The organism is Cupriavidus sp. LA-1, from assembly GCF_055385985.1.
In genome coordinates this window covers 1681531-1705908 of record NZ_AP031387.1, presented here as the reverse complement: position 1 = coordinate 1705908, position 24378 = coordinate 1681531, and the positions used below count along the sequence as shown (strand labels likewise).

The window sequence follows — 24378 nt, the reverse complement described above, 5'->3', positions numbered from 1 at the left end:
AGCGACCAACCTTCTGATACAGGAGCGAACACCACCATGACTATTTCCCTGACACGCCGCCAGTTCGGCGCGCTGGCAGCCGGCAGTCTCGCGCTCGCGTTGCCGCTGCGCCATGGCCTGGCCCAGGCCACCATCCGGCTCAAATACGGCACGGCGTTTCCGGCGGACCACCCCGGCACCTTGCGCATCAAGGAAGCCGCGGAAGCGATCCGCAAGGATACCGGCGGCAAGGTGGACCTCCAGGTCTATCCGGCGAGCCAATTGGGCAGCGAGCCCGACATGATCTCGCAGACCCGCGCCGGGGCCATGGATTTCATGTCCACCGCCGGCACCAACCTGCAGACGCTGGTGCCGACCGCCGGCATCAACGGTGTCGCCTTTGCCTTCAAGGATTACGCCACGGTCTGGGCGGCCATGGATGGCGACGTCGGCGCGCACGTGCGGGCCGCGCTGGGCAAGGTCAACCTGCACGTGTTCGACAAGTGCCTGGACAATGGCTATCGCAATATCACGTCGGCCAGCAAGCCCGTCCAGACCCCCGCGGACCTGAAAGGATTCAAGATCCGCGTGCCCGGCATCCCGCTCTGGATCTCGATGTTCAAGGCGCTTGGGGCCTCACCGACCGCGATTCCGTTCGGCGAGCTCTACTCCGCGCTGCAGACACGCGTGGTGGACGGCCAGGAGAATCCGCTCGCCCTGATCCGCAGCGCCAAGCTCTATGAAGTCCAGAAGTTCTGCTCGCTCACCGCGCATACCTGGGATGGCCACTTCATCTTCGGCAACGCAAAGAAGTTCCAGGCACTGCCCAGGGAAGTGCAGGCGTCCATCGCCACCCATTTCAACAGCGCGGCGCTGCGCCAGCGCGAAGACATCGCCAGGCTGAATGTCGACGCGCAGGCGGAACTGAGCAAGCTGGGCATCACACTGAACCGGCCCGATCCCGCGCCCTTCCGGCAGTTGCTGCAAAGCGCCGGCTTCTATACCGAGTGGAAGAAGAAGTACGGCGAGGAAGCCTGGGCCAAGCTCGAGAAATACGCGGGCCGCCTGGCCTGATGCCGCAACACCAGACCGCACGAGACGCCGCGCATCAGCGCGTGCCGCATGGAGACACGACGATGGAGCACACTGCCGAAACCTTCGCTGCCGCGCCGCGCAAACCAGGCGCCGCCCTTGCCTGCTGGGGCCGCGCCATGCGCTGGGCCGTGGAGATTCCGGCCGCGCTGATCGTGCTGGCGGAGATCGCCATCCTGGGCGGCGGTGCGTTCGCGCGCTATGTCCTGCATGCGCCAATCCCCTGGACCGATGAACTGGCCAGCATCCTGTTCCTCTGGCTGGCGATGCTGGGTGCCATCATTGCGCTGCAGCGCAGCGCGCATATGCAGCTGACCACCTTCATCAAGGACCTGGCGCCGGCCAGGCGCGCGTGGCTCGATGCCTTCGGCATGTGGCTGGTGGTCGCGTTCCTGCTGCTGCTGGTCTGGCCGGCCTGCGAGCACCTGAGTGAACACATCGACGTCTCGTCGCCAACGCTGGAGATCAGTGAAGGCTACCGCTCCGCGGCAGTGCTCGCCGGCACCCTGCTGATGCTGGCGACGGCCGTCATCCGGCTGGTCGCGCAGGCCGACTGGAAGCGGGTTCTCGTCAGCGGCGTGGCGGTGGGCGTTGCGGGGGCAGTGTTGTGGGCCCTGTCCCCGGTGCTGGCGGAACTCGGCAACATCAACCTGGTGATCTTCTTCCTGATCATGCTGGTCGTCTGCGTGGCCATTGGCGTGCCGATCGCCTTTGCCTTCGGCCTGGCCACCATGTGCTACCTGGCCTTCACCACCACGACCCCGCTGTCGATCGTCCCGAACCGCATGCAGGAAGGCATGTCGCACCTGATCCTGCTGGCCGTGCCGCTGTTCGTGTTCCTGGGCGCGCTGATCGAGATGACCGGCCTGGCGCGCGCCATGATCAGCTTCCTCGCCAACCTGATCGGGCACGTGCGCGGCGGCCTGCAGTATGTGCTGCTCGGCGCCATGTATATCGTGTCCGGCATATCCGGCGCGAAAGCCGCCGACATGGCAGCAGTCGCGCCCGCGCTGTTCCCCGAAATGAAGCAGCGCGGCGCCAGGGACGGCGACCTGATCGGACTGTTGTCGGCATCCGGCGCAATGTCCGAAACGATCCCGCCCAGCATCGTGCTGATCACGGTGGGATCGGTCACCGGCGTGTCGATCACCTCGCTGTTCATCGGCGGCCTGATGCCGGCTGTCGTGGGTCTGGTCATGATGGCCTGCGTGGTCTGGTTCCAGACGCGCAAGGAAGACATGAGCGCGGTGGTGCGCCCGTCGCGCGCCGTGATCGTGAAATCGCTGCTGGTAGCCCTGCCGGCGCTGGCCTTGCCTGTGATCATCCGCACCGCCGTGGTTGAAGGCGTGGCCACGGCGACCGAGGTGTCGACCATCGGCATTTTCTATGCCGTGCTGGCCGGCATTCTTGTCTACCGGCGCTTCCACTGGCGCAGCATCTACCCGATGCTGGTCGATACCGCCGCACTGTCCGGCGCGATCCTGCTGATCGTCGGCTGCGCCACCACCATGGCATGGGCGCTGACGCAGTCGGGCTTTGCCGACGACCTGGTGAAGATCATGTCCGCCGTGCCGGGCGGCAAGACCGGCTTCCTGCTGGTGTCCGCGCTGGCCTTCGTATTACTGGGCAGCCTGCTGGAAGGCATCCCGGCCATCGTGCTGTTCGGCCCGCTGCTGTTCCCGATCGCAAAGATCGTCGGCGTGCATGAAGTCCACTACGCCATGGTGGTGATCTTCGCCATGGGCCTGGGGCTGTTTGCGCCGCCGTTCGGCGTCGGCTTCTATGCGGCTTGCGCGATTGGGCGAGTGTCGCCCGACGTGGCCATGCCCCGGGTCTGGCCGCATATGGCGGCGCTGCTGGTGGCCTTGCTGCTGCTGACGCTGGTGCCGTGGTTTTCGATTGGGTTCCTGTAAAACGCCAGATGGCCGATAAACAATATCCGCGCCAAGGCGCGGCCACTTGCACCGACGGTGAACGTGGCGTCTGGATCACTACTTGACCAGCCGCTTGCCGCGCACGCGCTTCGGCGCGGCAGAGACGCGCTCACAACGTGCAGGCCTGAACCGAATCCCGGCTATGCCATTTCTGCATAACCATGCACTGCACCCCGACACCCCATGAAATCTTGGCATCGGACGTGGTGCAGGCGCGGCCGATTCCCTAGACTCCGGCAGAATTGCTGATACCAATTTACGCGAGGAGCGTAACCATGACTGCCGGAATCTTCAGAACCGAACATGACCTCCTGGGCGACCGCGAGGTCCCTGTCGAGGCCTACTACGGCGTGCATACCTTGCGCGCCGTCGAGAATTTCCCGATCACGGGCACCCCGATCTCCATCTACCCGGAGCTGATCAAGGCGCTGGCCGCGATCAAGCAAGCCGCGGCGCAGGCCAACCATGAGCTGGGCCTGCTCGACAAGGCGCGCTGCGACGCAATCGCCGGTGCCTGCCAGGAGCTGATTGCCGGGAAGCTGCACGACCAGTTCGTTGTCGATGTGATTCAGGGCGGTGCGGGTACCTCGACCAACATGAACGCCAATGAGGTGATCGCCAACCGCGCGCTCGAACTGCTTGGCCATCAGAAGGGCGAGTACCAGCACCTGCACCCGAACGAGCACGTCAACATCGGCCAGAGCACCAACGATGTCTACCCGAGCGCGCTGAAGGTCGCTACGTGGTTCGGCATCGCCGGCCTTGTGGACGCCATGGCAGTGCTGCGGCGGGCCTTTGAGGCGAAGGCCGACGAGTTCGCCCACATCATCAAGATGGGCCGCACCCAGCTGCAGGATGCCGTGCCGATGACGCTCGGCCAGGAGTTCAGCACCTACGCCGTGATGCTAGGAGAGGACGAGGCGCGCCTGCGCGAAGCCGCGATGCTGATCTGCGAGATCAACCTCGGTGCCACCGCGATCGGCACCGGCATCACCGCGCATCCGTCGTATGCGCCGGTCGTGCTGCGGCGCCTGCGCGAGATCACCGGCATTCCGCTCGAAACCGCCCCCAACCTGATCGAGGCCACGCAGGACTGCGGCTCGTTCGTGCAGCTCTCCGGCGTGCTGAAGCGCGTTGCCGTGAAGCTGTCGAAGACCTGTAACGACCTGCGGCTGCTGTCCAGCGGTCCGCGCGCCGGCCTGGGCGAGATCAACCTGCCGCCGATGCAGGCCGGCTCCAGCATCATGCCCGGCAAGGTAAATCCGGTGATCCCCGAAGTCGTGAATCAGATCGCCTTCGAAGTCATCGGCAATGACATCACCGTCAGCTTTGCGGCCGAGGCCGGCCAGCTCCAGCTCAATGCCTTCGAGCCGATCATCGCGCACAGCCTGTTCAAGAGCGTCAGCCATCTGCGCAACGGCTGCCTGACGCTCGCCGAGCGCTGCGTCAAAGGCATCACCGCGAATCCCGACCGGCTGCGCGCCACGGTCGAGAACTCGATCGGCATCGTGACCGCGCTCAACCCCTACATCGGCTATGCGAACGCGACCGCTGTTGCGCAGGAAGCGCACGCCACGGGTGGCAGCGTCTATGAAATCGTCCTGCGCAAGGGCTTGCTGTCGAAAGAGGAACTCGACCGCATCCTGCGCCCCGAGACGCTGACCCAGCCGGTGCCGCTGGACGTGCATGGGAAGCCGCACTGAGCGGCGGACCCGCGCCGCAGGTCAACGCCGACCGCTTCGATCCGACGCCACCATCGCCTGCGTCGCCACGCCGATATGGTCGGCGAGCCGGCTCGCGACTGGCTGGCGGCTGTGCCGGGCACGTTCGACCAGCCCCACCTCGCGATAGAAGGTGTCGTCGCCCAGCGGCAGTGCCGTCACGCCCGGCGGCCGCGCGCCACCGGCCAGCATGCGGGGCAGCAGGCCCACGCCGAGCCCGCGCGCCACCAGTTGCACGATGCCTTCGAGTTCGTCGAGCTCGATGGCTTCCTGCGGCACGATCCGTTGCTTGCGCAGGAACTGGTCGACCAGCCTGCCGCCGAAAGAAGCCCGGTCATAGCGGATAAAGGGTGCCGTGGCGATTGCGTCCCGCCAGTCCATGCCGGCCTGGCCGGCGGGCACCAGCAGTTCGAAAGGCTCCTCCAGCAGCGGGCGCCACTCCAGTTCGGCGGGCAAGGCATAGGGCGGCCGGATCATGACGGCGATGTCGATCTCGCCGGCGTCGACCTGGCCGAGCAGGTTGAGCGAGACGCCAGGCACCATGCGCACACGGCAGCCGGGCAGTTCAGCCCGGAATGCGGCAATGGCATCGGCCAGGAAGGTGGCTTGCGCCGAGGCGATGGCACCGATGCGCACCATGCCCGAGCCCTGGATGTCGAGGCCCTGGTGGCCGATCCGCTCGTACAGCACGACCAGCTCCTCGGCCAACGCCAGGGTTTCGCGCCCGGCCGTGTTCAGGCGCGCCGAACGGCCGGTGCGGTCGAACAGCGCGAAACCAAGCTCTGACTCCAGCCGCTGGATCTGCGCGCTGACGGCCGACTGCGTCAGGCCGATATGCGCGCCGGCGTTGGCGAAGGTGCCGTGGCGGGCAACGGCGATAAAGGTGCGCAGTTCTCGCAACATTTCGATTCATCAATTTTCGTGGAGCTAATGTCAAAAATATATCGCTTTTATTAATTTTTCACCATACATAGACTCTGGTTCCAGGGCGGTACGTTGCTGCGTGCCGCACGCCCCAACCCCATATCCATTGCCAAGAGTCTCCACACCATGAGCGAATCCACCGCAGTCCTGCCCCCGTTCCACCTGGCCTTCCCGGTCCACAGCATCGCCAGCGCGCGCGAATTCTATGGCGAGCTGCTGGGCTGCCCCGAAGGCCGCAGCTCGGAAGACTGGGTCGACTTCAATTTCTATGGCCATCAGATCGTGGCCCACCTGGCGCCGGAAGAATGCGGCCACCGCAAGACCAGCGCGGTGGACGGCGATGCCGTGCCGGTGCGCCACTTCGGCGTGGTGCTGCCGATGCACGACTGGCAGGCGGCTGCCGACAAGCTCCAGGCCGCCGGCATGCAGTTCATCATCGAACCGCATATCCGCTTCAAGGGCGAGGTTGGCGAGCAGGCCACCATGTTCTTCCTGGACCCGTCGGGCAATGCGCTGGAGCTGAAGGCGTTTGCGAATATCGCCTCGCTGTTCGCCAAGTAAGTCTGAAAAAGCGCGGCCACACCGCGCCTCGACCGGCCCGCAGGCCGGCACTGCACGCGGCGCCGAACCAGCGCCGCGTGTCCGCCCCCAAAGCAGCAAGAGTCTGACATGCGAAGAATCCTGGTAGCCAATCGCGGCGAGATTGCCTGTCGCATCATCCGCGCCGCGCAGGCGCTTGGCATCGAGACCGTGGCCGTGTATTCCGAGGCCGACGCCGGTGCACTGCATTGCCAGATGGCCGACGTGGCCGTTCCCATCGGCCCGGCCCCCGCGGCACAAAGCTATCTGAATACCGAAGCCGTCCTGGCAGCTGGGCTGGCGCATGGCGCCGGCGGCGTGCACCCGGGCTATGGCTTCCTCTCCGAGAACACGGCCTTTGCCCGGGCCGCCGAGGCCGCTGGCATGCGCTGGATCGGCCCTTCGGTCGAATCGATCGAGAACATGGGCGACAAGAACCGCGCGAGAGAGATCGCTGCCGCCTGCGGGGTGCCGGTGCTGCCGGGCAGCATCCGCTTCCTGCCCGGTGAGCTGGCCGGGCTGGAAGACGCCGCGGCGCAAGTGGGTTATCCGTTGCTGGTCAAGGCCGCGGGCGGTGGCGGCGGCATCGGCATGAAATGCGTCGACGGCCCCGACACGCTGGCAGCCACCGTCGCCTCCACGCAGGCGCTCGCGCTCAAGGCCTTTGGCGACGGCAGCGTTTACCTGGAACGCTACGTCGCACGCGCACGCCATATCGAAGTCCAGGTCTTCGGCTATGGCGACGGCACGGCCGTGCATCTGTTCGAGCGTGAATGCTCGGTGCAGCGCCGCTTCCAGAAGATCATCGAAGAAAGCCCGGCGCCCGGCCTGCCGCCCGAGGTGCTGGCACGCATGACCGCCGCGGCCGTCGCGCTGGCCGAATCGCAACGCTACCGCGGCGCCGGCACGGTCGAGTTCATCGTCGATGCCGACAGCGGCGAATTCTTCTTCCTCGAGATGAATACCCGCATCCAGGTCGAGCACGGTGTCACCGAGATGGTCACCGGCTGGGACCTGGTGCAGGCGCAGATCCGGCTGGCGGCCGGCACCCTCGCGCCCGTGGCGCAAGCCGACATCCGCCGCCAGGGCGCGGCGATCGAGTGCCGGCTCTATGCCGAAAACCCGGCACGCCACTTCATGCCGTCGCCGGGCAAGCTGTCGGCCTTTGCGCTGCCAGCGATGCCGGCGTTGCGCGTCGACACCGGCGTGCGCGCGGGCGACACCATCACGCCCTACTACGACCCGATGATCGCCAAGCTGATCACGCACGGCGCCGGGCGCGAGTCTGCGCGCCAGGCGATGCTGGGCGCGCTGGCACAGACGCGCATTGAAGGGATTCGCCATAACGTCGAGTTCCTTGGCAACGTGCTGGCGCACCACGACTTCCGCGCGGGCCAGGTCGATACCGGCTTCGTCACGCGCGAAATCGCCCAGCTGATCGGCACGAGCGCGGCGCCGCACGCGGCTACGCCCGCCGTCGCCGGCGAGGTGCAGCCCGAGGTGCAGCCATGAGCGCGCTGCCTGTCGACCTGGCACCCGCCGCGGCCATCCCGTGGCGCATTGAACCGTCTGGCGACCGCCTGCTCGTGGTGGCATTCGACGCCGGCCGCGATGCCGCCGCATTGCGCATTGCCAACCGACAAGCGTGCGCCGCGGCGGCGCGCATTGGCGCGGCCGCACTGCCGGGCGTGACCGATGTCGTGCCCGCGCTGGCGACCGTCGGCATCCACTACCACCCGTCCGCCGTTGGCGCCGCGCCAGGCACGGCACCGTTCCAGGCGCTGAGCGCAGCGCTGTCCATGCTGCTGGCCGAGCCACTCGGCGCGTTGGCCGCCTCCGCTCGCGTGGTCGACATCCCGGTCTGCTACGGCGGCGACCACGGGCCTGATCTCGACGAGGTGGCCGCAAGTTGCGGGCTCGCACCCGAGGCGGTGATCACGCTGCATAGTGCGGCGCCGGTCGATGTGCTGATGCTGGGTTTCGCGCCCGGCCACCCGTACGTGGGCAAGTTCGACGCGCGCCTGGCCCCGCCACGGCGCACCACGCCGCGCACCGCCGTGCCCGCTGGCTCGATCGGGCTGGCCAACTGCCAGTCCGTGATCTATCCGATGGTGCTGCCCGGCGGCTGGAACCTGATCGGGCGTACGCCGCTGACCTTGTTCGATCCGCACCGCGATGCGCCTTGCCTGCTCAATGCAGGCGACCAGGTGCGCTTCGTGCCGGTCTCGGCCGCGCAGTTCGACGACATTGCCGCATCGCAAGGCACCCTCTTACCGGCCCATGGAGCGATTCGATGACCACGATACCGGTACCACCGGGCGGCGCCGCCATCGCGGTGCTAAAACCCGGGGCGCTGAGCACGTTCCAGGACCTCGGCCGCGTCGGCTATCAACAGCTCGGCGTGCCCGCCAATGGCGTCATGGACGAGCGCGCGCATCGGCTGGCCAATGCGCTGGTCGGCAATACGCAGGACACCGCGACGCTGGAGATCACGCTGATGGGGCCCACGCTGCGCTTTGACGCGGCCACTGCCGTGGCGGTCTGCGGCGCCGATCTCGACGCCAGCATCGACGGCACGCCGCTGCCCACCGCGCAGGCATGCGTGGTGCCGGCTGGCGCGACGCTGAGCTTCGGCAAGCGCAAGAGCGGGCTGCGCGCCTACCTGGCGGTGGCCGGCGGCTTTGCGCTGGACCCGGTCATGAACAGCCACAGCACCTTCGTGCGTGGCGGATATGGCGGCATGCAGGGCAAGCCGCTGCGCAAGGCCGATGTGATCGGCTTGTGCGTCCCGCGTGCCGCGCTGCCCCAGGCCCTGCCGCAGGCGCGCTTCGCCGCCGGCATCGTCGCAGCCCCCGACGCCCCGCTGCGCGTGGTGCGCGGGCGCGAGTGGGATGCTTTCAGCGCCGCCGCGCAGGCGGCATTCACCAGCGCGGCGTTCAGTATTGCCGCCCAGTCCGACCGCATGGGCTACCGCCTCGAAGGTCCCGCGCTGGCCCTGTCCTCACCGCGCGAGATGTGGTCCGAAGCCGTGGCATTCGGCACCATCCAGGTGCCGCCCGACGGCCAGCCGATCGTGCTGATGGCAGACCGCCAGACCACGGGCGGCTATCCGAAGATCGCCCACGTCTGCGCCGTGGACCTGCCGCGGCTGGCGCAACGCATGCCCGGCGAGAGCGTGCGCTTCACGGTGGTCGAGATGGAGGAGGCGCAACGGCTCGCGCAGTTGCAGGATGCTGCCTTCGCGGCGCTGGAGCGCGGCCATGGCTGAGATCGATTTCAACAGCGACCTGGGCGAGAGCTTTGGCATTTACCGCCTTGGCGATGACGCGGCGGTGCTGCCCCATATCAGCTCCGCCAACATCGCCTGCGGCCTGCACGCCGGCGATCCGCAGACCATCGCCGCAACGGTGCGGGCGGCGGTGGCGCAGGGCGTGGCGGTAGGCGCGCATCCCGGCTTTGCCGACCTGCAGGGCTTCGGCCGCCGCGCCATGACGCTGTCGGCGGGCGAGATCTACAACCTGACCGTCTACCAGGTCGGCGCGGTGCAAGCCTTTGCGCGCGCCGCCGGCAGCCGCCTGGCCCATGTAAAAGCCCATGGCGCGCTGTACAACATGGCGGCGCGCGATGACGGCATGGCGCGAGCGCTTGCCGAAGCCGTGCGCGATGTGGATCCTGCCCTGGTGTTCTTTGGCCTGGCCGGCTCTGCCTTGGTGCGCGCCGCGCGAGAGGCCGGCCTGGCGGTCGCCGAGGAAGTATTTGCCGACCGCAGCTACCAGGCGGACGGATCGCTGACGCCGCGCGGACAGCCCGGCGCCATGATCACCGACGTCGGCACCGCGGTGGCGCAGGTGCTGCGCATGGTCCGCGACGGCGTGGTGCGCTCGCAGCAAGGCACCGACGTGCCGGTGCGCGCCGGCACGCTGTGCATCCATGGCGACCAGCCCGGCGCCGCCGGCTTTGCGCGCGATATTCGCACCGCGCTCGAGGCCGAAGGCATCACCGTCCGCGCCCCGCGTACCACCGCGCTTCGCTGACGTTTCCCGCCCCATCCACATCAACAAGACCAGAGCCCCCATGCCAGACCAACCGAACGCCTTGCCCATCGTCGCGGAGACCACCGGTACCTTGTGGAAGATCGTGGCCGCGCCAAATGTTGCGCAATCGCGCGATGCCACGCTGGTGATTATTGAATCGATGAAAATGGAAATTCCCGTGGAAGCGCCCGCCGACGGTTATGTGGCCAGCTACCTGGTCGATGAAGGCGAGCCGGTCGAGGAAGGCCAGATATTGGGCGCTTTTATTCCGGCAGGCTGATTTTCAAGGCAAGCCTTGCCCGGCAATGGCTCGCGATTAATCCAGGACACGATCATCGCTGGCGGCCAAAAAGCCGCGCAAGACCTCGAAATTAATATGCTGCCCGTGCTTTGGCGAAATGAACAGGCAGCAATAAGACAGTAGCGGCGGCAATAGTGCATGCCGTGCCCCGCAAGGGAACACGGTATGCACCGGGCCAGCTCATTCTGGCGCAGCCGAATAAAAGGAGACAGCAAAATGCATGGTCATCACCGGCCAGGACAAGTCGCGTTTATTCCCACGGATTTTCACAGTTGATTTTGACTGGCACGCTTGTTGCTCAATAAAAATCAGAGCTTCCAGGCGTGCATTAACGCTGTGAATGCAGCAAGGACTGACCTGAAAAAACAGGCAGTCGATTAACAACAACAGGTACGCAGCCGCAATGACCGCGGCGCAGCGTACCGGGTATTCATGCTCAGACCCCGGGACCCGCCGGCTGCCACCCGCAGCCGGCGCGGCTTCTTTCACCCTGCTTCTGGAAACGTGACCATGTCCAACGCCCCCACTTCCACCCTGCCGCTGGCGGATGCCCCCGCCTCGGCTCCCGCGACCGGCAACGTCGCCGTGGCCCGCAAGGCCGCGGTAGCCGCCGCTGCCGGCACCGCCATCGAGTACTACGAGTTCGGCATCTATGGCTACCTGGCCGCCACCATCGGGCCGCTGTTCTTTCCGGGCGACAACGCCACCGCGTCGCTGCTGGCGATCCTGGCGGTGTTCGGCAGCGCCTTCCTGATGCGCCCGATCGGCGGCATCGTGCTGGGGCGGCTCGGCGACCGCATCGGCCGCCGCGCCGTGCTGCTGGTCACCGTGATCGGCATGGGCGTTGCCACCGCCGCCATCGGCGTGCTGCCCGTTGCCGCGAGCGCGGGCCTTGCGGCCCCGCTGTTGCTGTTGCTGATCCGGCTGGTGCAAGGGTTCTTCGCCGGCGGCGAAGTCACGGGCGCGGCGGCGTACGTGGCCGAATCGGCGCCATCCGGCAGGCGCGGCTTCTTCGGCGCGTTCACGCCGGTGGGCGTGGCCATCGGCGGCGCCCTGGCGGCAACCGTGTGCGGGCTGACCACCTCCATCCTGGGCAGCGAAGCCATGACCGCATGGGGCTGGCGCATCCCGTTCCTGAGCGCCATCCCGATGGTGATGATCTCGTTCCTGGTGCGCAGGCGCGTGGAAGAGTCGGTGGCGTTCCAGCAGTTCCAGCAACACAACGAACCGCCCAAGGCACCGCTGAAGGAGGTGTTCAGCCAGCACACGCCCGCGGTGCTCAAGGTGCTGGTGTTGTCCTTCGGGCAGAACGTGGGCTACTGGGTGGGCCTGGTGTTCATGAACATCTACATGACCACCTACCTCAAGTACGACAAGGCCACTGTCTACTGGATCATGGCCCTGGTCAGCCTCACCATGGCGGTGCTGATGCCGTTCTGGGGCGGCCTTTCCGACCGCCTGGGCCGGCGCAAGGTGCTCGCCATCGGCTTTGTCGGCTATACCGTGCTGGTGGTACCGATGATGATGCTGATGGACCAGCGGAGCATCGGCCTGGCCTTCCTCGCCATGCTGATCGTGGCGCTGCCGATGCCGATCGTGCAGTCGGTCGGCTATCCCACCTACGCCGAGCAGTTCCCGACCCGCGTGCGCTATTCCGGCATGGCCTTCAGCTTCAACCTTGGCGCCATCCTCGGCGGCGGCGTGACGCCATACGTGGCGACCGCGCTGATCGGCGCCACCGGCAACCTGCTGTCGCCCGCGTACCTGCTGATGGGCGGCTCGGTCATCGCATTGCTTGGGCTGCTCAGCGTCAGGGAAACCGCGCGCGAAGCGCTGCGCTAAAGCGACACCGGCCTGGAGCGACCCGACATGCATGACGCTACCGTTGCACTGCCCGGCTGGGCAGCCAGCCCCGCCACCGCGCGCGCCGCCATCCGCAGCGGCGCCTGGCGCGGGCACACTGCCGGCATGGCGCCCGGCCGGGTGCAGGGCAACCTGATGATCCTGCCGCGCCAGTGGGCCGACGATTTCCTCGGCTACTGCCGTGCCAACCCCGTGCCCTGCCCGCTGATCGGTATGACCGAGCCTGGCTCGCCGCTGGTGCCGGCGCTGGGCGAGGATATCGACCTGCGCACCGACCTGCCGCGCTACCGGGTCTGGCGCGATGGCAAGCTGGCCGCAGAGTGCGGCGACATCGCCGCGTTATGGCGCGACGACTTTGTCGGCTTCGTGCTGGGCTGCTCGCTGTCCTTCGAAGACGCGCTGCAGCGCGCCGGCCTGCCCGTGCGGCACGTCGACGAAGGCAAGGTGGTGCCGATGTACCGCACCAGCATTGAAACCACGCCGGTGGGGCCGTTCCGCGGACCGATGGTGGTGTCGATGCGCCCCTATACGCCGGCGCAGGCCGCACGCGCCAGCGAGATCTGCGCCGCATTGCCGGCAGCGCATGGCAAACCCGTGCACGCCGGCGATCCGGCAGCGATCGGCATTGCAGACGTCAACCGTCCCGACGAGGGCGAGCCCACCGTCATCCTGCCAGGCGAGATCCCGGTATTCTGGGGCTGCGGCGTGACACCTCAGGCCGCGGCCGTGCAGGCGCGGCTGCCGCTGTGCATCACGCATGCGCCCGGCTACATGCTGGTGGGCGACGTGGCGATCGAGGATGTCACGCTTATCTGAGGTCTCTGCCGGCGTTTCGCCGCTTGCCGCCCCGGGGGCCTTGCGGAACGCTCAGCCCTCGGCGCGCGGTCGACCGCGGAGATCCTTTGGCTACATCGCTTCCTGAGCGCTGATGGCGCCGCTGCTGAGGATCTGCTCCATATGCAGCTTCGAGATACCGGCATCGAAGCGGGCCCGGTTGCCGCCGAGAATCTCGGTTGCCTGCCCGGCGGCCTTCAGCAGCGTTGCCACGGCCGCGAACATGGTCGGCGCGGCGCCGAGCCTGAGCTTCGGCCCGGACAATGTCAGGGCGCCTACCAGTTCGCCGGTGGCACCGAATACAGGCGCCGAGGCAGCGGCGGTTTCGGCATCCCGCTCGCCATATGACACGGCCCAAAGGCCCTCGCGCACCTCGCGCCAGCGCTGGTCGTCGGGCTCGCTGAAGGCGAGCAGCACCTTGCCCGAGGCGCCGCGGTCGATGGGAAATTCATCGCCGACACCGATTGACACGCGCACGGCGCGCGCCGGTTCGACGCGGTACAGCACAAGTCGCCGATCCCCCTGCCGGACGTAGAACGACGCGGTCTCGCCGAGCTCGCGGCTGAGTTGCTCCAGCAGGTGCTCGATGACGGGACCGACACGGAACGAGCGCTGATAGATGGCCGCCAGCCGCAGCGGCTGCGGGCCGATCGCATATTGCCCGTCTTCCAGCTTGCGGATAAAGCCACCGTGCTCCAGGGCCGCCAGCAGTCGCAGCACCGTGCTCTTGTAAAGATTCGTGCGGCGCGACAGCTCCGTCAGCGTCAGGCGCTCATCGGCCGGGCCGAAGGCGCCAAGGATGGCGAAGGCGCGGTCCAGGACCGCGACGCCGCTGGAACTCTCGGGTGCCGCAGCGTCGGCCCTGTCAGGCGACCCGGATACCTGGTTCTCGTCCATGGGAATGCTCTCCAACTAGTTCTGCCTAGTAGAACACAAGTCCACGATGGTCGTAAGACGCGGGTATACCCTGCTACTCACCGTCGACACGTGGCACTAAAGTTCTCCTCCATAGAATCATGTTCTATCTGAAAGAACTACAAGGCAGAATCTCCGGGGCAGGCGGCAGACTGAAGCCCCTTCCGGCCGGCAAACCGCGCAGCGCGCCATCCCAAGCATTTTTTAACCAGAGCGAACGCTCGCCGGACGGACACATGGGGCCGTCTGAACAGGAGACGACATGAACCACGACTTCTCTTATCACCGGATCGCCGCGGCGCCTGGGCCTTCCCTTGCCCGCGCCCTGCTTGGGTGCGCCTTGTCGGCGCTGCTCGCGGCTGGCGCCACGGGAGCGGTCGCGGCCGATGCCTATCCCTCGCAGCCGGTCCGCCTGATCGTGCCATTCCCGCCCGCCGGCGGCACCGACGTGCTGTCGCGGCTGGTGTTCAACAAGGTCGGCATGGCCACCAGGTGGAACGTGGTGGTGGAGAACCGCGCCGGCGCCGGCGGCAATATCGGGCTCGATAGCGTGGCCAAGGCAAAGCCCGACGGTTACACGCTGGGCATGGGCCAGACCGCCAACCTGGCGATCAACCCCACGCTGTACCCGAAGATGCCCTACAACGCGCAGAAGGACTTCACGCCGGTGGCGCTGGTGGCGGCACAGCCGGTGGTGCTGATCGTGCGCAATGACGCGCCCTACAAGAACGTTGCCGACCTGGTGGCCGCGGCCAGGGCGAAGCAGCTGTCGATGGCATCCGCCGGCACCGGCACGGTCGGGCACCTGACCGGCGAGATGTTCGCGCGGCGCGCCGGCATCAGGATGCTGCACGTGCCATACAAGGGCGCCTCGCCCGCGCTGACCGACCTGCTGGGTGGGCAGACCGATTTCTATTTCGCCACGCCGCCGATCGCCATGCCCATGATCAAGGCGGGCAAGGTCCGCGCGCTGGCGGTGACCTCGGCCAAGCGCCTGCCATTGCTGGCGGCTGTGCCTACCATTGCCGAATCAGGCTACGCCGGCTTCCAGGCAGAAGACTGGAAGGCACTGGTGGCACCGGCCGGCACGCCGCCGGAAGTGGTGGCGCGCCTGAATGCCGAGGTCAACAAGGCGCTGGCGCAGCCGGACACCGTCAGCAAGCTGCGTGAAGAAGGCAGCGAGCCGCGCGGCGGCTCGGCCAGGGACCTCGGCGCCTTTATCCAGACCGAGAACACCCGCTGGGGCGAAATCGTGCGCCAGTCCGGCGCGCGTGTCGAATAAGCGATCCCATCGGAAACCTGTCATGCAAAAGCCCCTGCGCAATATCCGCGTGCTCGACCTCACCAACGTGCTGGCCGGGCCCTTCTGCTGCCACCAGCTTGCCCATATGGGTGCCGAGGTCATCAAGGTCGAGAGCCCCGGCACCGGCGACCTGGCGCGCCAGCTCGGCGCCGATGCCGAACTGAACCAGCGCCTGATGGGGGTGTCGTTCCTGGCGCAGAACCCCGGCAAGCAGTCGATCACCATCAACCTCAAGCATGCGCGCGGCAAGGAAGTGTTCCGCAAGCTGGTGCGCAGCGCCGACGTGGTCGTCGAAAACTTCCGGCCCGGCGTGATGGACCGGCTTGGCCTGGGCTACGAAACACTGAAGCAGGACAACCCGCGCCTGATCTACTGCGCGATCTCCGGCTTCGGCCAGGACGGACCGCTGGCGGAACTGCCGGCCTACGACCAGATCATCCAGGGCATGGCGGGCGTGATGAGCATCACCGGCGATCCGCAGACCGCACCGTACCGGGTCGGGTATCCGGTGTCGGACACCATCGGCGGCCTGACTGCGGCCTTTGCCGTGGCGGCGTCGCTGGCGGACCACCAGCGCACCGAGGGCTATTTCGTCGACGTGTCGATGCTGGAGGCCACGCTGGCCACCATGGGCTGGGTCGTCTCCAACCACCTGATCGCGGGCAAGGACCCGGTACCGATGGGCAACGAGAACATGACCGCGAGCCCGTCCGGCACGTTCCGCACCGGCGACGGCCTGCTCAATATCGCCGCCAACAAGCAAGAGCAGTTCGAGGCCGCGTGCCGCGTGGTGGGCAAGCCCGAGCTGGCCACCGACGAACGCTTTGCCCAGCGCCAGGCGCGGCTGGCCAACCGCGCTGCGCTGACCGCGGCGCTGGAGGCGGAACTGGCCAGGAAGCCGGCCACGGACTGGTGGCCGCTGCTGAACGACGCCGGTGTGCCGGCAGGCCCGGTCCTGAGCGTGCCTGACACGCTGGCGCACCCGCAGGTGCGCGACCGCGGCATGATCGGTGGCTTCGCCAATGCCCCCGGCGTCGGCCGCGACATCCGCGTGGTGCGCACCGGCTTCAAGCTCAACCGCGAGGCGCCGGCAGTCGACACGCCGCCGCCCGAACTGGGCCAGCATACGCGCGAGATCCTGGGCAACCTGGGATACAGCGACGCCGATATCCACCAACTCAGCGAGGAGCGCGCGATATGAGCAACGAGATGCGCGGCATCGACCAGGACGCCAACGCCGGCGACAGCACCATGGACCCGGGCCAGCGCCTGTCGCAGGACTGGTGGCGCACCGAAATCATCGACATGCGCCCGGGCGAGATCCGCTACCGCGGCTATCCCATCGAGCAACTGATCGGCCGCGTCTCGTTCGCGCAGATGATCTGGCTGATGCTGCGCGGCGAGCTGCCCGGCCCGGGCCAGGGCGAGCTGCTCGACGCGGCGCTGATGGCCGCGGTCGACCATGGTCCGCAGGCGCCCAGCATCGCCATTGCGCGCATGGCCGCGACCTGTGGCGTCGGGCTGAACAATGCGATGGCCTCGGCCGTCAACGTGCTGGGCGATGTGCATGGCGGCGCCGGCGAACAGGCGGTGGCGCTGTATGAGGACGTCGCTGCCCGCATCGACGCCGGCAGCGCGCTGGGCGATGCCGTCGCCGCCGCACTGCAGCACTATCGCGACCATCATGGCAAGTTCGTCTCGGGCTTCGGCCACCGCTTCCATCCGGTCGATCCGCGCGCTCCGCGCCTGCTCGCACTGGTGGAGCAGGCCGCGGCCGACGGCGTCGTGAACGGGCGCTACGCGGCCATCGCCCGGGCCATCGAGGACGCGCTGGCGGCGGGCCGGAGCAAACCCATCCCGATGAATATCGACGGCGCCACCGCCGTCATCTACGCCGAACTCGGCTTCCCCGCGCCCCTGGCGCGCGGCCTGTTCTGCCTGTCGCGCTCGGTCGGCATCCTGGCGCATGCCTGGGAGCAGACCAACCAGGGCGGCCGCAACAAGGGACCGATCCCGCGCCAGTTCCTGTGGACCTACGACGGTACGCCGCAGCGCGATATGCCGGAAGTGCCGCCGCGCCAGGAGCACGATGACCTCTCTCGATGAGCGAGACGGCAGCATCGCTATGTATTGAAGAAAAGCCTGGGAATCCGGCGCAAGGAAGTATCGACTTCAAGTCATTGGTCAATTGCATCCGGAAAAAGCACGAATGTTCGTTACCCCGGCATGGAACGATTTTGGTTGCCTTTCGCGCTCTCCTCGTTATTTCTCTCACAACAAAGGACTGATCCCAAGTATCGTTAACCGGGCGCTGGCACGTCATCCAAAAATGGACGTGAACGGTGAGCGCCAGCCGAGCAGTCGCGATAGCCCAGAGTTTCCAATCATCCACTAACAAGGAAAGTGTTATGAAGATGAAATGGATTGCCACCATCGCTGCACTGGCCGCTGGCGGTGCATATGCCCAGTCGAGCGTGACGCTGTACGGGATCGTTGACGCCGGTGTCGAATATCAGAATAACCAACCCGGGGGCGGCCACAGCGTGACCCGCCTGACCTCGGGCAACCTGTCGGGCAGCCGTTGGGGCCTGCGTGGCGCGGAGGATCTGGGCGGTGGCCTGAAGGGCGTCTTCGTGCTGGAAAGCGGTTTCAATATCGACACCGGCACCTCGGCCCAAGGCGGCCGCCTGTTCGGTCGTAACGCTTTCGTCGGTCTGCAAAGCCCGTGGGGCGCCCTGACCCTGGGTCGTCAACAGACCCCGCTCTATGACTTCGGTCTGCAGTTCGACCCGATGGCCATCTCCACGAACTACTCGATCATCGGCCAGGACGCAGGCTTCACCAGCCGGGCTGACAACTCGGTCAAGTACGTCGGCACCTTCCGCGGCCTGACCGCCAGTGCCCTCTACAGCTTCGGCTCAAACACCGGTGCCGGCTCTTTTGGTGAGGTCCCCGGCAGCCCCAGGATTGGCCAGGAGTACAGCGCCGGCCTGACCTACGCAGCCGGACCGTTAGCCGTCGGCGGTGTCTACGACGAAACCAACCTCGGCCTGGCCACGTCCGGTGCCCTGACGGGTGCCAAGATCCGCCGCGCCACCCTGGCTGGTTCGTACCTCTTCGGCCCCGCCAAGATGTACGCCGGTTATCGTTGGGCCAAGGCTCTGGACGGCGCCACGCTGCCGGGCAACCTCGGGGCCAACAACGTCTCGAACCTGTACTGGCTGGGCGTGGGCTATCAGCTGATCCCGGCACTCTCGCTGACCGGCGTTGCCTACTACCAGGACTTCCGCGGCACCAAGGCTGATCCGTGGAGCTTCGTGGCATCGGTTGACTACACATTGTCCAAGCGCACCGATGCCTACCTGAACCTGGGTTACGCCAGGAACAAGGACGGTTCGAACCTGGGTCTGACCGCGGGCGGTACCGGCGCGATCCAGGGCAGCGGCTTCGGCACGGTCAGCGGCTCGGAGAACCAGTTCGGCGCGGTCCTTGGTATCCGTCACAAATTCTAAGCTGAGGTGCCCTGTCTGCCGAGGACACCTCAGTCCGTGGGCACCCGGACTGCGTTGTCCATCGACAACCATCCTTCCGGCATAGCGGCGTGGAAATCCCCAGGTAATGACAGGGGTCCGACATAGTCGAGTACGCCAAAGAGAGCGACCGCGCTCCCGGCAAATCCCCCATGCTCGACAGGCCGCTGGTGTCAGTCCACTAGGGAAATTCAGCTCATACCGCATGGAAAGTCCAGCGCCCTGTCCGCTCGCCGCCGGCCAATAGCTTCACACCGGCTTCACGCGCTTACGTTCCCGGGTCTAATATTCGAGACCGAACGCAGCCGGCTAGCTTCGCGCAAGCAGCCAAGGTGGCGGGGCAGACCTGCCAAGACCAACCATGGAGCGGATCCCGATGGAGACAACCGTAGCAACCACGGCAGGAATGACGCTGCCCCGTATCCTGCAACGCCTGGCGGCAGCGGGCGCGCTTGCCGCCATCGCCGTGACGATGGCGGTCCCGGCCATCGCCCGGGCCGAGGACTGGCCAGCCAAACCGGTGACGCTGATCGTGCCCTATGCGGCGGGCGGCACGGTCGACAAGGTCGCCCGGCAGGTCCAGGACGCCTTGCGCAAGCGGCTGGCACAGCCTGTGATGATCGACAACCGCGCCGGCGCGGGCGGCACCATCGGCACCGGGCAGATTGCGCGCAGTCCGGCGGATGGCTATACCGTCGGCATGGTGTTCGATGCCTTTGCCACCGAGCCCTTTATCTATCCCAGGCTGCCGTACGCCTCGCACAAGGACCTGACCGGCGTCTCATACATGGTGCGCTCGCCGATGGTGCTGGTCGTCCCCGCTGCTTCGCCTTACAAGACCCTGCAGGACTATGTTGCCGCGGCAAAGAAGCCGAACACGGTGTCCTACGCATCCGTGGGTGCGGGCAGTTCCAACCAGCTGGTGGCCGAGCTGTTCCACGAAGCGGCCGGCACCAGCGGGATCCACACCCCTTACAAGGGCGGCGGACCCGCGCTGAATGACCTGCTGGGCGGCCATGTCGATTCGATGATCGCCAGCCTGCCGCTGGTGTTGCCTTACGTGCAGGCCGGCAAGCTGCGCGCGCTGGCCGTCACCGCGCGGCAACGCGATGCGCGCCTGCCGGCCATACCCGCAGTGGCCGAGACCTACAAGGGATTCGAGGCATACTCCTGGGTGGCGATGATCGCGCCCGCAAAGACGCCGCCCGACGTGATCGGCAAGCTTGCGGCCAGCGTCAATGCCACGCTGCGTGATCCGGCGATCGCGAAAGTCCTTGCCGACAGCGGCTTCGAGGTGATCGCGGGCGATTCCGCACAGGCCAACAAACTGATCCGCGACGAGGCGGCACGCTGGGGCCGGTTGATCAAGGACCGGCATATTTCAACCGACTGAGCACGCATCGATCATGCAGCCCTTTATCTACCAGACTCACCCGCAACGCATCGTTTTCCGCTCCGGCGCGCTGGCGGCGCTGGCGGATGAAGTCGATTTGCTTGGTGCCGGCAAGGCGCTGGTGCTTTGTACACCGGGGCAGCGCGGCCTGGCCGAGCGTGCCGCGGCGGTGCTGGGCGCGCGCTGCGCCGGCATCTTTGACGGCGCCGTCATGCATGTGCCGGTGGAACAGGCGCGCCTGGCAAGGTCGACCGCGGCTGCGCTGGGCGCGGATGCGGTGGTGGCGATCGGCGGGGGCTCCACCATCGGGCTTGGCAAGGCCATCGCCCTCGAATCGGAACTCCCGATCGTTGCCATTCCGACCACCTATGCCGGATCGGAGATGACGCCGATCTACGGCATGACCGAGGGTGGGCTCAAGCGCACCGGCCGCGATGCGCGCGTGCTTCCGCGCACCGTGATCTACGACCCCGATCTGTCCCTGGGCCTGCCGGTGCCGGTCAGCGTAACCAGCGGGATCAATGCCATCGCGCATGCCGCCGAGGGCCTGTATGCCACGGACCGCAGCCCGGTCAGCGAATGGATGTGCCGCGACGGCATCGCCGCACTGGGCCGCGCCCTGCCCGTCATCGCGCGCGGCAGCGGGCCGGCAGTGCTGGCGGCGCGCGGCGATGCGCTCTACGGGGCCTGGCTCTGTGGCGCCGTGCTGGGCAGCGTCGGGGTGGGCCTGCACCATAAGCTTTGCCACACCCTCGGCGGCACCTACAACCTGCCCCATGCCGAGGTCCACACGATCGTGCTGCCGCATGCGCTGGCCTATAACGCACCGGCAGCGCCGCAGGCCATTGCAACGGTCGCGGCTGCGCTGGGGCGCGAGGATATCAGTGGCGCCAAGGCGGTGTTCGACCTTGCGGCGTCGCTTGGCGCACCGGTTGCGCTGCGCGACATCGGCATGCGCGAGGAAGATCTCGATCACGCCTGCGAACTGGCGCTGCGCGACCAGTATCCCAATCCGCGTCCGCTGGACGCGCACGGCATCCGGCAATTGCTGGACGATGCGTTCCACGGGCGGCGGCCGGGGTGAACCGGACAGGATCCGCGGCGCGATTTAATCTTCAAAAAATCTGAATAACTTGTCCGGAAGCTCTCCGTGTATCCGCTGGATGGCGATCCTATAGTTTTGAACATGGACACGACTCAAGCAGCCAAGTCAATGTCCATCACCGTTCAAATCAACTAAACGATTGCCCCCGGAGAGAAATCATGACCAACACTTCCGCCCTGAAGAAGCTTGCTTCCACCGTTGTCCTGTCCCTGGCCGCGCTTGGCGCCGCCCACGCAGGCACCGCGCCCGCCGACAAGTACGGCTATGATTTCCGCAGCGGCGTGCCGGCGGATCAGTACGGCTACCAGTTCCGCTCGAGAGTGCCCGGAGACCAGTACGGCTACGAGTTCCGCTTCCACGATACCTTCACCGACGGCGCGCGCGCCGGCAGCCCTGCCCCGTTTATCGACGGCGCCGGCAAGGTGGCGGGCCTGGACAAGGTCGGCGTGTCCGCCGAGCCGGCCCGCTCGTTCGACCTCTATCTTGACGGTGCCCGCGCATGACCGGTGACCCGCGTCGCAAGCAAGGCGTTACGTAGTCCGTAACGCCTTTTTTGTTGTCAGCGGTCGGCCTTGCACAGGCCGAGTTGCTGCGCCATCAGCACCAGATCGGCAAACGTCCGCGCCTTCATCTTGCGCATGGCCTGTCCGCGGTGGATCTTGACAGTGACTTCGCTGATGCCGATCTCGCCGGCAATCTGCTTGTTCAGCAGACCGGACACCGCCATGGCCATGACTTCGGCTTCACGCGGAGACAGCATGGCGTAGCTGGCGCGAATTTCGTCGACCCGGCTCATCGCCTGCCGACGGTGGCGGTCCTTCTCCAGCGCCGCGGACACGGCGTCAAGCAGGTCCTGGTCGCGAAAAGGCTTGGCCATGAAATCCTCGGCACCCGCCTTCATGGCCGCCACACTCATGGCAATGTCGCCATAGCCGGTCATGAAAATGATGGGAATGTGAACGCCCATCTGCGCCAGGCGCGCCTGCAGATCCAACCCGCTCTGGCCACGCAGCCGTACGTCCAGCACCAGGCAGCATGGCGCGTCGGGCAGCTTGTACTCAAGCAGCTCGGCGGCCGAACCGAGCAGCGCTACCTGCATGCCCACCGAACGGAACAGGTTACCCAGCCCGTTGCGCAGCATGGCGTCGTCATCGACGATCAGCACCAGCTGCTCATCCTCCGCACTGGTCCTGGCAGGTTCGCCACTGGTGGCGGTCACGGCTGACTCTCCCCTTGCTCTTGCTGGCATGATTCGTCGGTAAGCTCACCGGTGTTCCGGCGATGATATTTGGCTGGATTGACTGCTCAAAGGTGTGGCGGGCCGACCCGCACTGTTCCTCGCCGCAAGCGTTTCTAGCACAGTCGGCCGCCGCTTGCTACTCATATCGTTGGGTAACCGGACTGCACCATCATGCCTGACGATATTGCCCCGACCGCGCAGCGCCATTCGTTGTTGAGCTTATTCCCGCACCGCCTAGAATGACAAGCAGTGCACAATGCCTCCGGCGGTGATAGTATTTTCGCCCGGCGCGTCACCTGACTGCCGGAGGGCTGGCGACGTCCCGGAGGCAATGCATTTTCAGTGAAATCAGTGAAGTAAGCCGCCCTGTCGTGCCTGGCCTGGCGCAACGACCTCGATCACCGCATGCAATTGCCCCCTTCCCCCCACGAACCTGCCGGGCCCGCCCTGTTGCGCGACTCATTGGGCTGCGTGTCGGAGGCCTTGCGCTACGACCACGCGCTTGCCGCCGGCGACCTGTGCTTCTTCCGCAAGGGCTCAATGACCGAGCGGGTGAGCCAGGTGATAACGCCGGCCTCGGCAAGAGGGTTCCTGGCGGGCGTGTCCCTGGTGGAAGGCCATCGGCGCCGCATCTTCCATCTGAATCAGGCCGACACCCATCTGTTCGAGGCGGGCTCCATCTATGTGCGGAACTTCCAGGATGACTACAAGGCCGACCTCTCCGGCGCGTTTGATTTCGTACTGATCGAACTGCCGCCCCAATTCATCGAGCGGACGGCGCTGGAACTGGGCTGTTCGCCAAGTCTCGAGCTGCGCCACGCGGCAGCGCAGCGAGATCCGGTGCTGGCCCATCTCGCCCAGGCACTCCTGCCGGCCCTGGCGCAGCCCCACAGTGCCAGCAGGCTGTTTGTCGATCAGCTCGGACATGCGATCGGCACACACCTGGTCGAACACTATGGCGGCGTCAATCCTGGCCGCATTCGCCGCACGGGCCGGCTTCCCCCTCGGATACTGGCGCGGGCGCAGGATTATCTGGCGGCGCGGCTGGACGGCACCGTGTCCATTGCCGACGTCGCTGATGCCTGTCACCTGTCCCGAAGTCATTTTTCCCGGGCATTTCGGCAGAGTACGGGCAAGACACCACATGAATGGCTGCTGGAGCGTCGCCTCGAACGCGCGGTCGGGCTGCTGCGCACCACGGATCTGCCGATCGCCGGGATTGCCATTTCCTGCGGCTTCGCCGACCAGAGTCACCTGACGCGCAGTTTCTCGAAGAAGCTTGGCCTGACTCCGGGTGACTGCAGGCGCACTCGAGGGGATTAGGGCCTGTTCCCATATAAAACGTACGCGCGTTGGCCCGAGCCGGGGTCAGCTACGCGAAGGGCGTCGCCGCAAAGGGTCATTCCCTTTGCAAGGCGCCCGACAAAGTAGATGGCCCCGGCTCGGGCCAACCCGCAGGGCAAGGGGGATACGCGGCGCATGGCGTCGTTGCCAGCCGCTTGCTTGGAATGACCAAGCGGCGCGACTGGCGCCTAGCCCTGCGCCGCGTATCCCCCTTGCGCGCGCACGTTTTATATGTGAACAGGCCCTAGGCCTCCCGGTTTTCCGGTTGGGCTTTTGTGCGCCGCGCC

General features: G+C 66.5%; 23 protein-coding genes. 19 read left to right on the top strand and 4 right to left on the bottom strand.

Annotated elements, in window-relative coordinates:
• Positions 1–36: 36 nt before the first annotated feature.
• From ACZ5MJ_RS08070 to aspA, 3 genes are all read left to right on the top strand, one after another.
• Complete coding sequence (locus ACZ5MJ_RS08070; protein WP_464223313.1) at positions 37–1053, top strand: TRAP transporter substrate-binding protein; 1017 nt, start codon at positions 37–39, stop codon at positions 1051–1053.
• Between the two features lie 62 nt (positions 1054–1115).
• Entirely contained in the window at positions 1116–2984 is a 1869-nt protein-coding gene (locus ACZ5MJ_RS08065; RefSeq protein ID WP_464223312.1) for a TRAP transporter large permease, read from the top strand.
• 296 nt (positions 2985–3280) lie between these two features.
• On the top strand, positions 3281–4708 hold the full coding sequence (gene aspA, locus ACZ5MJ_RS08060) for an aspartate ammonia-lyase (protein ID WP_464223311.1): 1428 nt from the start codon (positions 3281–3283) through the stop codon (positions 4706–4708).
• 21 nt (positions 4709–4729) lie between these two features.
• On the opposite strand, the gene ACZ5MJ_RS08055 is transcribed toward aspA, so the two are convergent.
• Positions 4730–5629: a LysR family transcriptional regulator gene (locus ACZ5MJ_RS08055; protein ID WP_464223309.1), complete on the bottom strand. Its 900-nt coding sequence runs from the start codon at positions 5627–5629 to the stop codon at positions 4730–4732.
• A gap of 147 nt (positions 5630–5776) precedes the next feature.
• Between ACZ5MJ_RS08055 and ACZ5MJ_RS08050 the strand changes: the two genes are divergently transcribed.
• From ACZ5MJ_RS08050 to ACZ5MJ_RS08025, 6 genes are all read left to right on the top strand, one after another.
• Entirely contained in the window at positions 5777–6211 is a 435-nt protein-coding gene (locus tag ACZ5MJ_RS08050) for a VOC family protein (protein ID WP_464223308.1), read from the top strand.
• Positions 6212–6319: 108 nt separating this feature from the next.
• Positions 6320–7741 carry an acetyl-CoA carboxylase biotin carboxylase subunit gene (locus tag ACZ5MJ_RS08045; protein ID WP_464223307.1) on the top strand — a complete coding sequence of 474 codons (1422 nt, stop codon included), beginning with the start codon at positions 6320–6322 and terminating at the stop codon, positions 7739–7741.
• Entirely contained in the window at positions 7738–8526 is a 789-nt protein-coding gene (pxpB, locus tag ACZ5MJ_RS08040) for a 5-oxoprolinase subunit PxpB (protein WP_464223306.1), read from the top strand. Before ACZ5MJ_RS08045 ends, pxpB begins: the two co-directional genes overlap by 4 nt.
• Positions 8523–9497: a 5-oxoprolinase subunit C family protein gene (locus ACZ5MJ_RS08035; RefSeq protein ID WP_464223305.1), complete on the top strand. Its 975-nt coding sequence runs from the start codon at positions 8523–8525 to the stop codon at positions 9495–9497. Before pxpB ends, ACZ5MJ_RS08035 begins: the two co-directional genes overlap by 4 nt.
• On the top strand, positions 9490–10263 hold the full coding sequence (locus ACZ5MJ_RS08030) for a LamB/YcsF family protein (RefSeq protein ID WP_464223304.1): 774 nt from the start codon (positions 9490–9492) through the stop codon (positions 10261–10263). Before ACZ5MJ_RS08035 ends, ACZ5MJ_RS08030 begins: the two co-directional genes overlap by 8 nt.
• 40 nt (positions 10264–10303) lie before the next feature.
• Positions 10304–10543, top strand: coding sequence for an acyl-CoA carboxylase biotin carboxyl carrier protein subunit (locus tag ACZ5MJ_RS08025; protein ID WP_464223303.1), 240 nt, complete (start codon positions 10304–10306; stop codon positions 10541–10543).
• A 201-nt stretch (positions 10544–10744) separates the two neighbouring features.
• Here the strand turns inward: ACZ5MJ_RS08025 and ACZ5MJ_RS08020 are convergent, their stop codons facing one another.
• Positions 10745–11053: a hypothetical protein gene (locus ACZ5MJ_RS08020; protein ID WP_464223302.1), complete on the bottom strand. Its 309-nt coding sequence runs from the start codon at positions 11051–11053 to the stop codon at positions 10745–10747.
• Positions 11054–11074: 21 nt separating this feature from the next.
• Between ACZ5MJ_RS08020 and ACZ5MJ_RS08015 the strand changes: the two genes are divergently transcribed.
• Both ACZ5MJ_RS08015 and ACZ5MJ_RS08010 read left to right on the top strand, forming a co-directional pair.
• Positions 11075–12406 carry an MFS transporter gene (locus ACZ5MJ_RS08015; protein WP_464223300.1) on the top strand — a complete coding sequence of 444 codons (1332 nt, stop codon included), beginning with the start codon at positions 11075–11077 and terminating at the stop codon, positions 12404–12406.
• Between the two features lie 27 nt (positions 12407–12433).
• Positions 12434–13243, top strand: coding sequence for a putative hydro-lyase (locus tag ACZ5MJ_RS08010; RefSeq protein ID WP_464223299.1), 810 nt, complete (start codon positions 12434–12436; stop codon positions 13241–13243).
• 90 nt (positions 13244–13333) lie between these two features.
• Here ACZ5MJ_RS08010 and ACZ5MJ_RS08005 read toward each other — a convergent pair whose 3' ends face one another.
• On the bottom strand, positions 13334–14158 hold the full coding sequence (locus ACZ5MJ_RS08005; protein WP_464223298.1) for an IclR family transcriptional regulator: 825 nt from the start codon (positions 14156–14158) through the stop codon (positions 13334–13336).
• Positions 14159–14438: 280 nt separating this feature from the next.
• Between ACZ5MJ_RS08005 and ACZ5MJ_RS08000 the strand changes: the two genes are divergently transcribed.
• The 7 genes from ACZ5MJ_RS08000 to ACZ5MJ_RS07970 all read left to right on the top strand — a co-directional run bounded on the left by ACZ5MJ_RS08000 (position 14439) and on the right by ACZ5MJ_RS07970 (position 22010).
• Entirely contained in the window at positions 14439–15458 is a 1020-nt protein-coding gene (locus ACZ5MJ_RS08000; protein WP_464223297.1) for a Bug family tripartite tricarboxylate transporter substrate binding protein, read from the top strand.
• Positions 15459–15480: 22 nt separating this feature from the next.
• Positions 15481–16680: a CaiB/BaiF CoA transferase family protein gene (locus ACZ5MJ_RS07995; protein WP_464223296.1), complete on the top strand. Its 1200-nt coding sequence runs from the start codon at positions 15481–15483 to the stop codon at positions 16678–16680.
• On the top strand, positions 16677–17585 hold the full coding sequence (locus ACZ5MJ_RS07990; protein ID WP_464223293.1) for a citryl-CoA lyase: 909 nt from the start codon (positions 16677–16679) through the stop codon (positions 17583–17585). Before ACZ5MJ_RS07995 ends, ACZ5MJ_RS07990 begins: the two co-directional genes overlap by 4 nt.
• 302 nt (positions 17586–17887) lie before the next feature.
• Positions 17888–18991, top strand: coding sequence for a porin (locus tag ACZ5MJ_RS07985; protein WP_464223292.1), 1104 nt, complete (start codon positions 17888–17890; stop codon positions 18989–18991).
• 394 nt (positions 18992–19385) lie between these two features.
• Positions 19386–20402, top strand: a complete 1017-nt coding sequence (locus ACZ5MJ_RS07980; protein ID WP_464223291.1) for a tripartite tricarboxylate transporter substrate binding protein — start codon at positions 19386–19388, stop codon at positions 20400–20402.
• Positions 20403–20415: 13 nt separating this feature from the next.
• Complete coding sequence (locus ACZ5MJ_RS07975; protein ID WP_464223290.1) at positions 20416–21486, top strand: maleylacetate reductase; 1071 nt, start codon at positions 20416–20418, stop codon at positions 21484–21486.
• Between the two features lie 179 nt (positions 21487–21665).
• The gene (locus tag ACZ5MJ_RS07970) at positions 21666–22010 is read left to right on the top strand and encodes a hypothetical protein (RefSeq protein ID WP_464223289.1); all 345 of its coding nucleotides are present in this window, start codon (positions 21666–21668) and stop codon (positions 22008–22010) included.
• Between the two features lie 56 nt (positions 22011–22066).
• Here the strand turns inward: ACZ5MJ_RS07970 and ACZ5MJ_RS07965 are convergent, their stop codons facing one another.
• Positions 22067–22726, bottom strand: coding sequence for a response regulator transcription factor (locus tag ACZ5MJ_RS07965; RefSeq protein WP_464223288.1), 660 nt, complete (start codon positions 22724–22726; stop codon positions 22067–22069).
• Positions 22727–23152: 426 nt separating this feature from the next.
• Between ACZ5MJ_RS07965 and ACZ5MJ_RS07960 the strand changes: the two genes are divergently transcribed.
• Positions 23153–24070, top strand: a complete 918-nt coding sequence (locus ACZ5MJ_RS07960) for an AraC family transcriptional regulator (protein ID WP_464223287.1) — start codon at positions 23153–23155, stop codon at positions 24068–24070.
• Positions 24071–24378 lie beyond the last annotated feature (308 nt).

Coding starts and splice junctions, on each gene's coding strand:
- ACZ5MJ_RS08070 (WP_464223313.1), top strand. CDS start 37: ATGACTATTTCCCTGACACGCCGCCAGTTCGGCGCGCTGGCAGCCGGC.
- ACZ5MJ_RS08065 (WP_464223312.1), top strand. CDS start 1,116: ATGGAGCACACTGCCGAAACCTTCGCTGCCGCGCCGCGCAAACCAGGC.
- aspA (WP_464223311.1), top strand. CDS start 3,281: ATGACTGCCGGAATCTTCAGAACCGAACATGACCTCCTGGGCGACCGC.
- ACZ5MJ_RS08055 (WP_464223309.1), bottom strand. CDS start 5,629: ATGTTGCGAGAACTGCGCACCTTTATCGCCGTTGCCCGCCACGGCACC.
- ACZ5MJ_RS08050 (WP_464223308.1), top strand. CDS start 5,777: ATGAGCGAATCCACCGCAGTCCTGCCCCCGTTCCACCTGGCCTTCCCG.
- ACZ5MJ_RS08045 (WP_464223307.1), top strand. CDS start 6,320: ATGCGAAGAATCCTGGTAGCCAATCGCGGCGAGATTGCCTGTCGCATC.
- pxpB (WP_464223306.1), top strand. CDS start 7,738: ATGAGCGCGCTGCCTGTCGACCTGGCACCCGCCGCGGCCATCCCGTGG.
- ACZ5MJ_RS08035 (WP_464223305.1), top strand. CDS start 8,523: ATGACCACGATACCGGTACCACCGGGCGGCGCCGCCATCGCGGTGCTA.
- ACZ5MJ_RS08030 (WP_464223304.1), top strand. CDS start 9,490: ATGGCTGAGATCGATTTCAACAGCGACCTGGGCGAGAGCTTTGGCATT.
- ACZ5MJ_RS08025 (WP_464223303.1), top strand. CDS start 10,304: ATGCCAGACCAACCGAACGCCTTGCCCATCGTCGCGGAGACCACCGGT.
- ACZ5MJ_RS08015 (WP_464223300.1), top strand. CDS start 11,075: ATGTCCAACGCCCCCACTTCCACCCTGCCGCTGGCGGATGCCCCCGCC.
- ACZ5MJ_RS08010 (WP_464223299.1), top strand. CDS start 12,434: ATGCATGACGCTACCGTTGCACTGCCCGGCTGGGCAGCCAGCCCCGCC.
- ACZ5MJ_RS08005 (WP_464223298.1), bottom strand. CDS start 14,158: ATGGACGAGAACCAGGTATCCGGGTCGCCTGACAGGGCCGACGCTGCG.
- ACZ5MJ_RS08000 (WP_464223297.1), top strand. CDS start 14,439: ATGAACCACGACTTCTCTTATCACCGGATCGCCGCGGCGCCTGGGCCT.
- ACZ5MJ_RS07995 (WP_464223296.1), top strand. CDS start 15,481: ATGCAAAAGCCCCTGCGCAATATCCGCGTGCTCGACCTCACCAACGTG.
- ACZ5MJ_RS07990 (WP_464223293.1), top strand. CDS start 16,677: ATGAGCAACGAGATGCGCGGCATCGACCAGGACGCCAACGCCGGCGAC.
- ACZ5MJ_RS07985 (WP_464223292.1), top strand. CDS start 17,888: ATGAAGATGAAATGGATTGCCACCATCGCTGCACTGGCCGCTGGCGGT.
- ACZ5MJ_RS07980 (WP_464223291.1), top strand. CDS start 19,386: ATGGAGACAACCGTAGCAACCACGGCAGGAATGACGCTGCCCCGTATC.
- ACZ5MJ_RS07975 (WP_464223290.1), top strand. CDS start 20,416: ATGCAGCCCTTTATCTACCAGACTCACCCGCAACGCATCGTTTTCCGC.
- ACZ5MJ_RS07970 (WP_464223289.1), top strand. CDS start 21,666: ATGACCAACACTTCCGCCCTGAAGAAGCTTGCTTCCACCGTTGTCCTG.
- ACZ5MJ_RS07960 (WP_464223287.1), top strand. CDS start 23,153: ATGCAATTGCCCCCTTCCCCCCACGAACCTGCCGGGCCCGCCCTGTTG.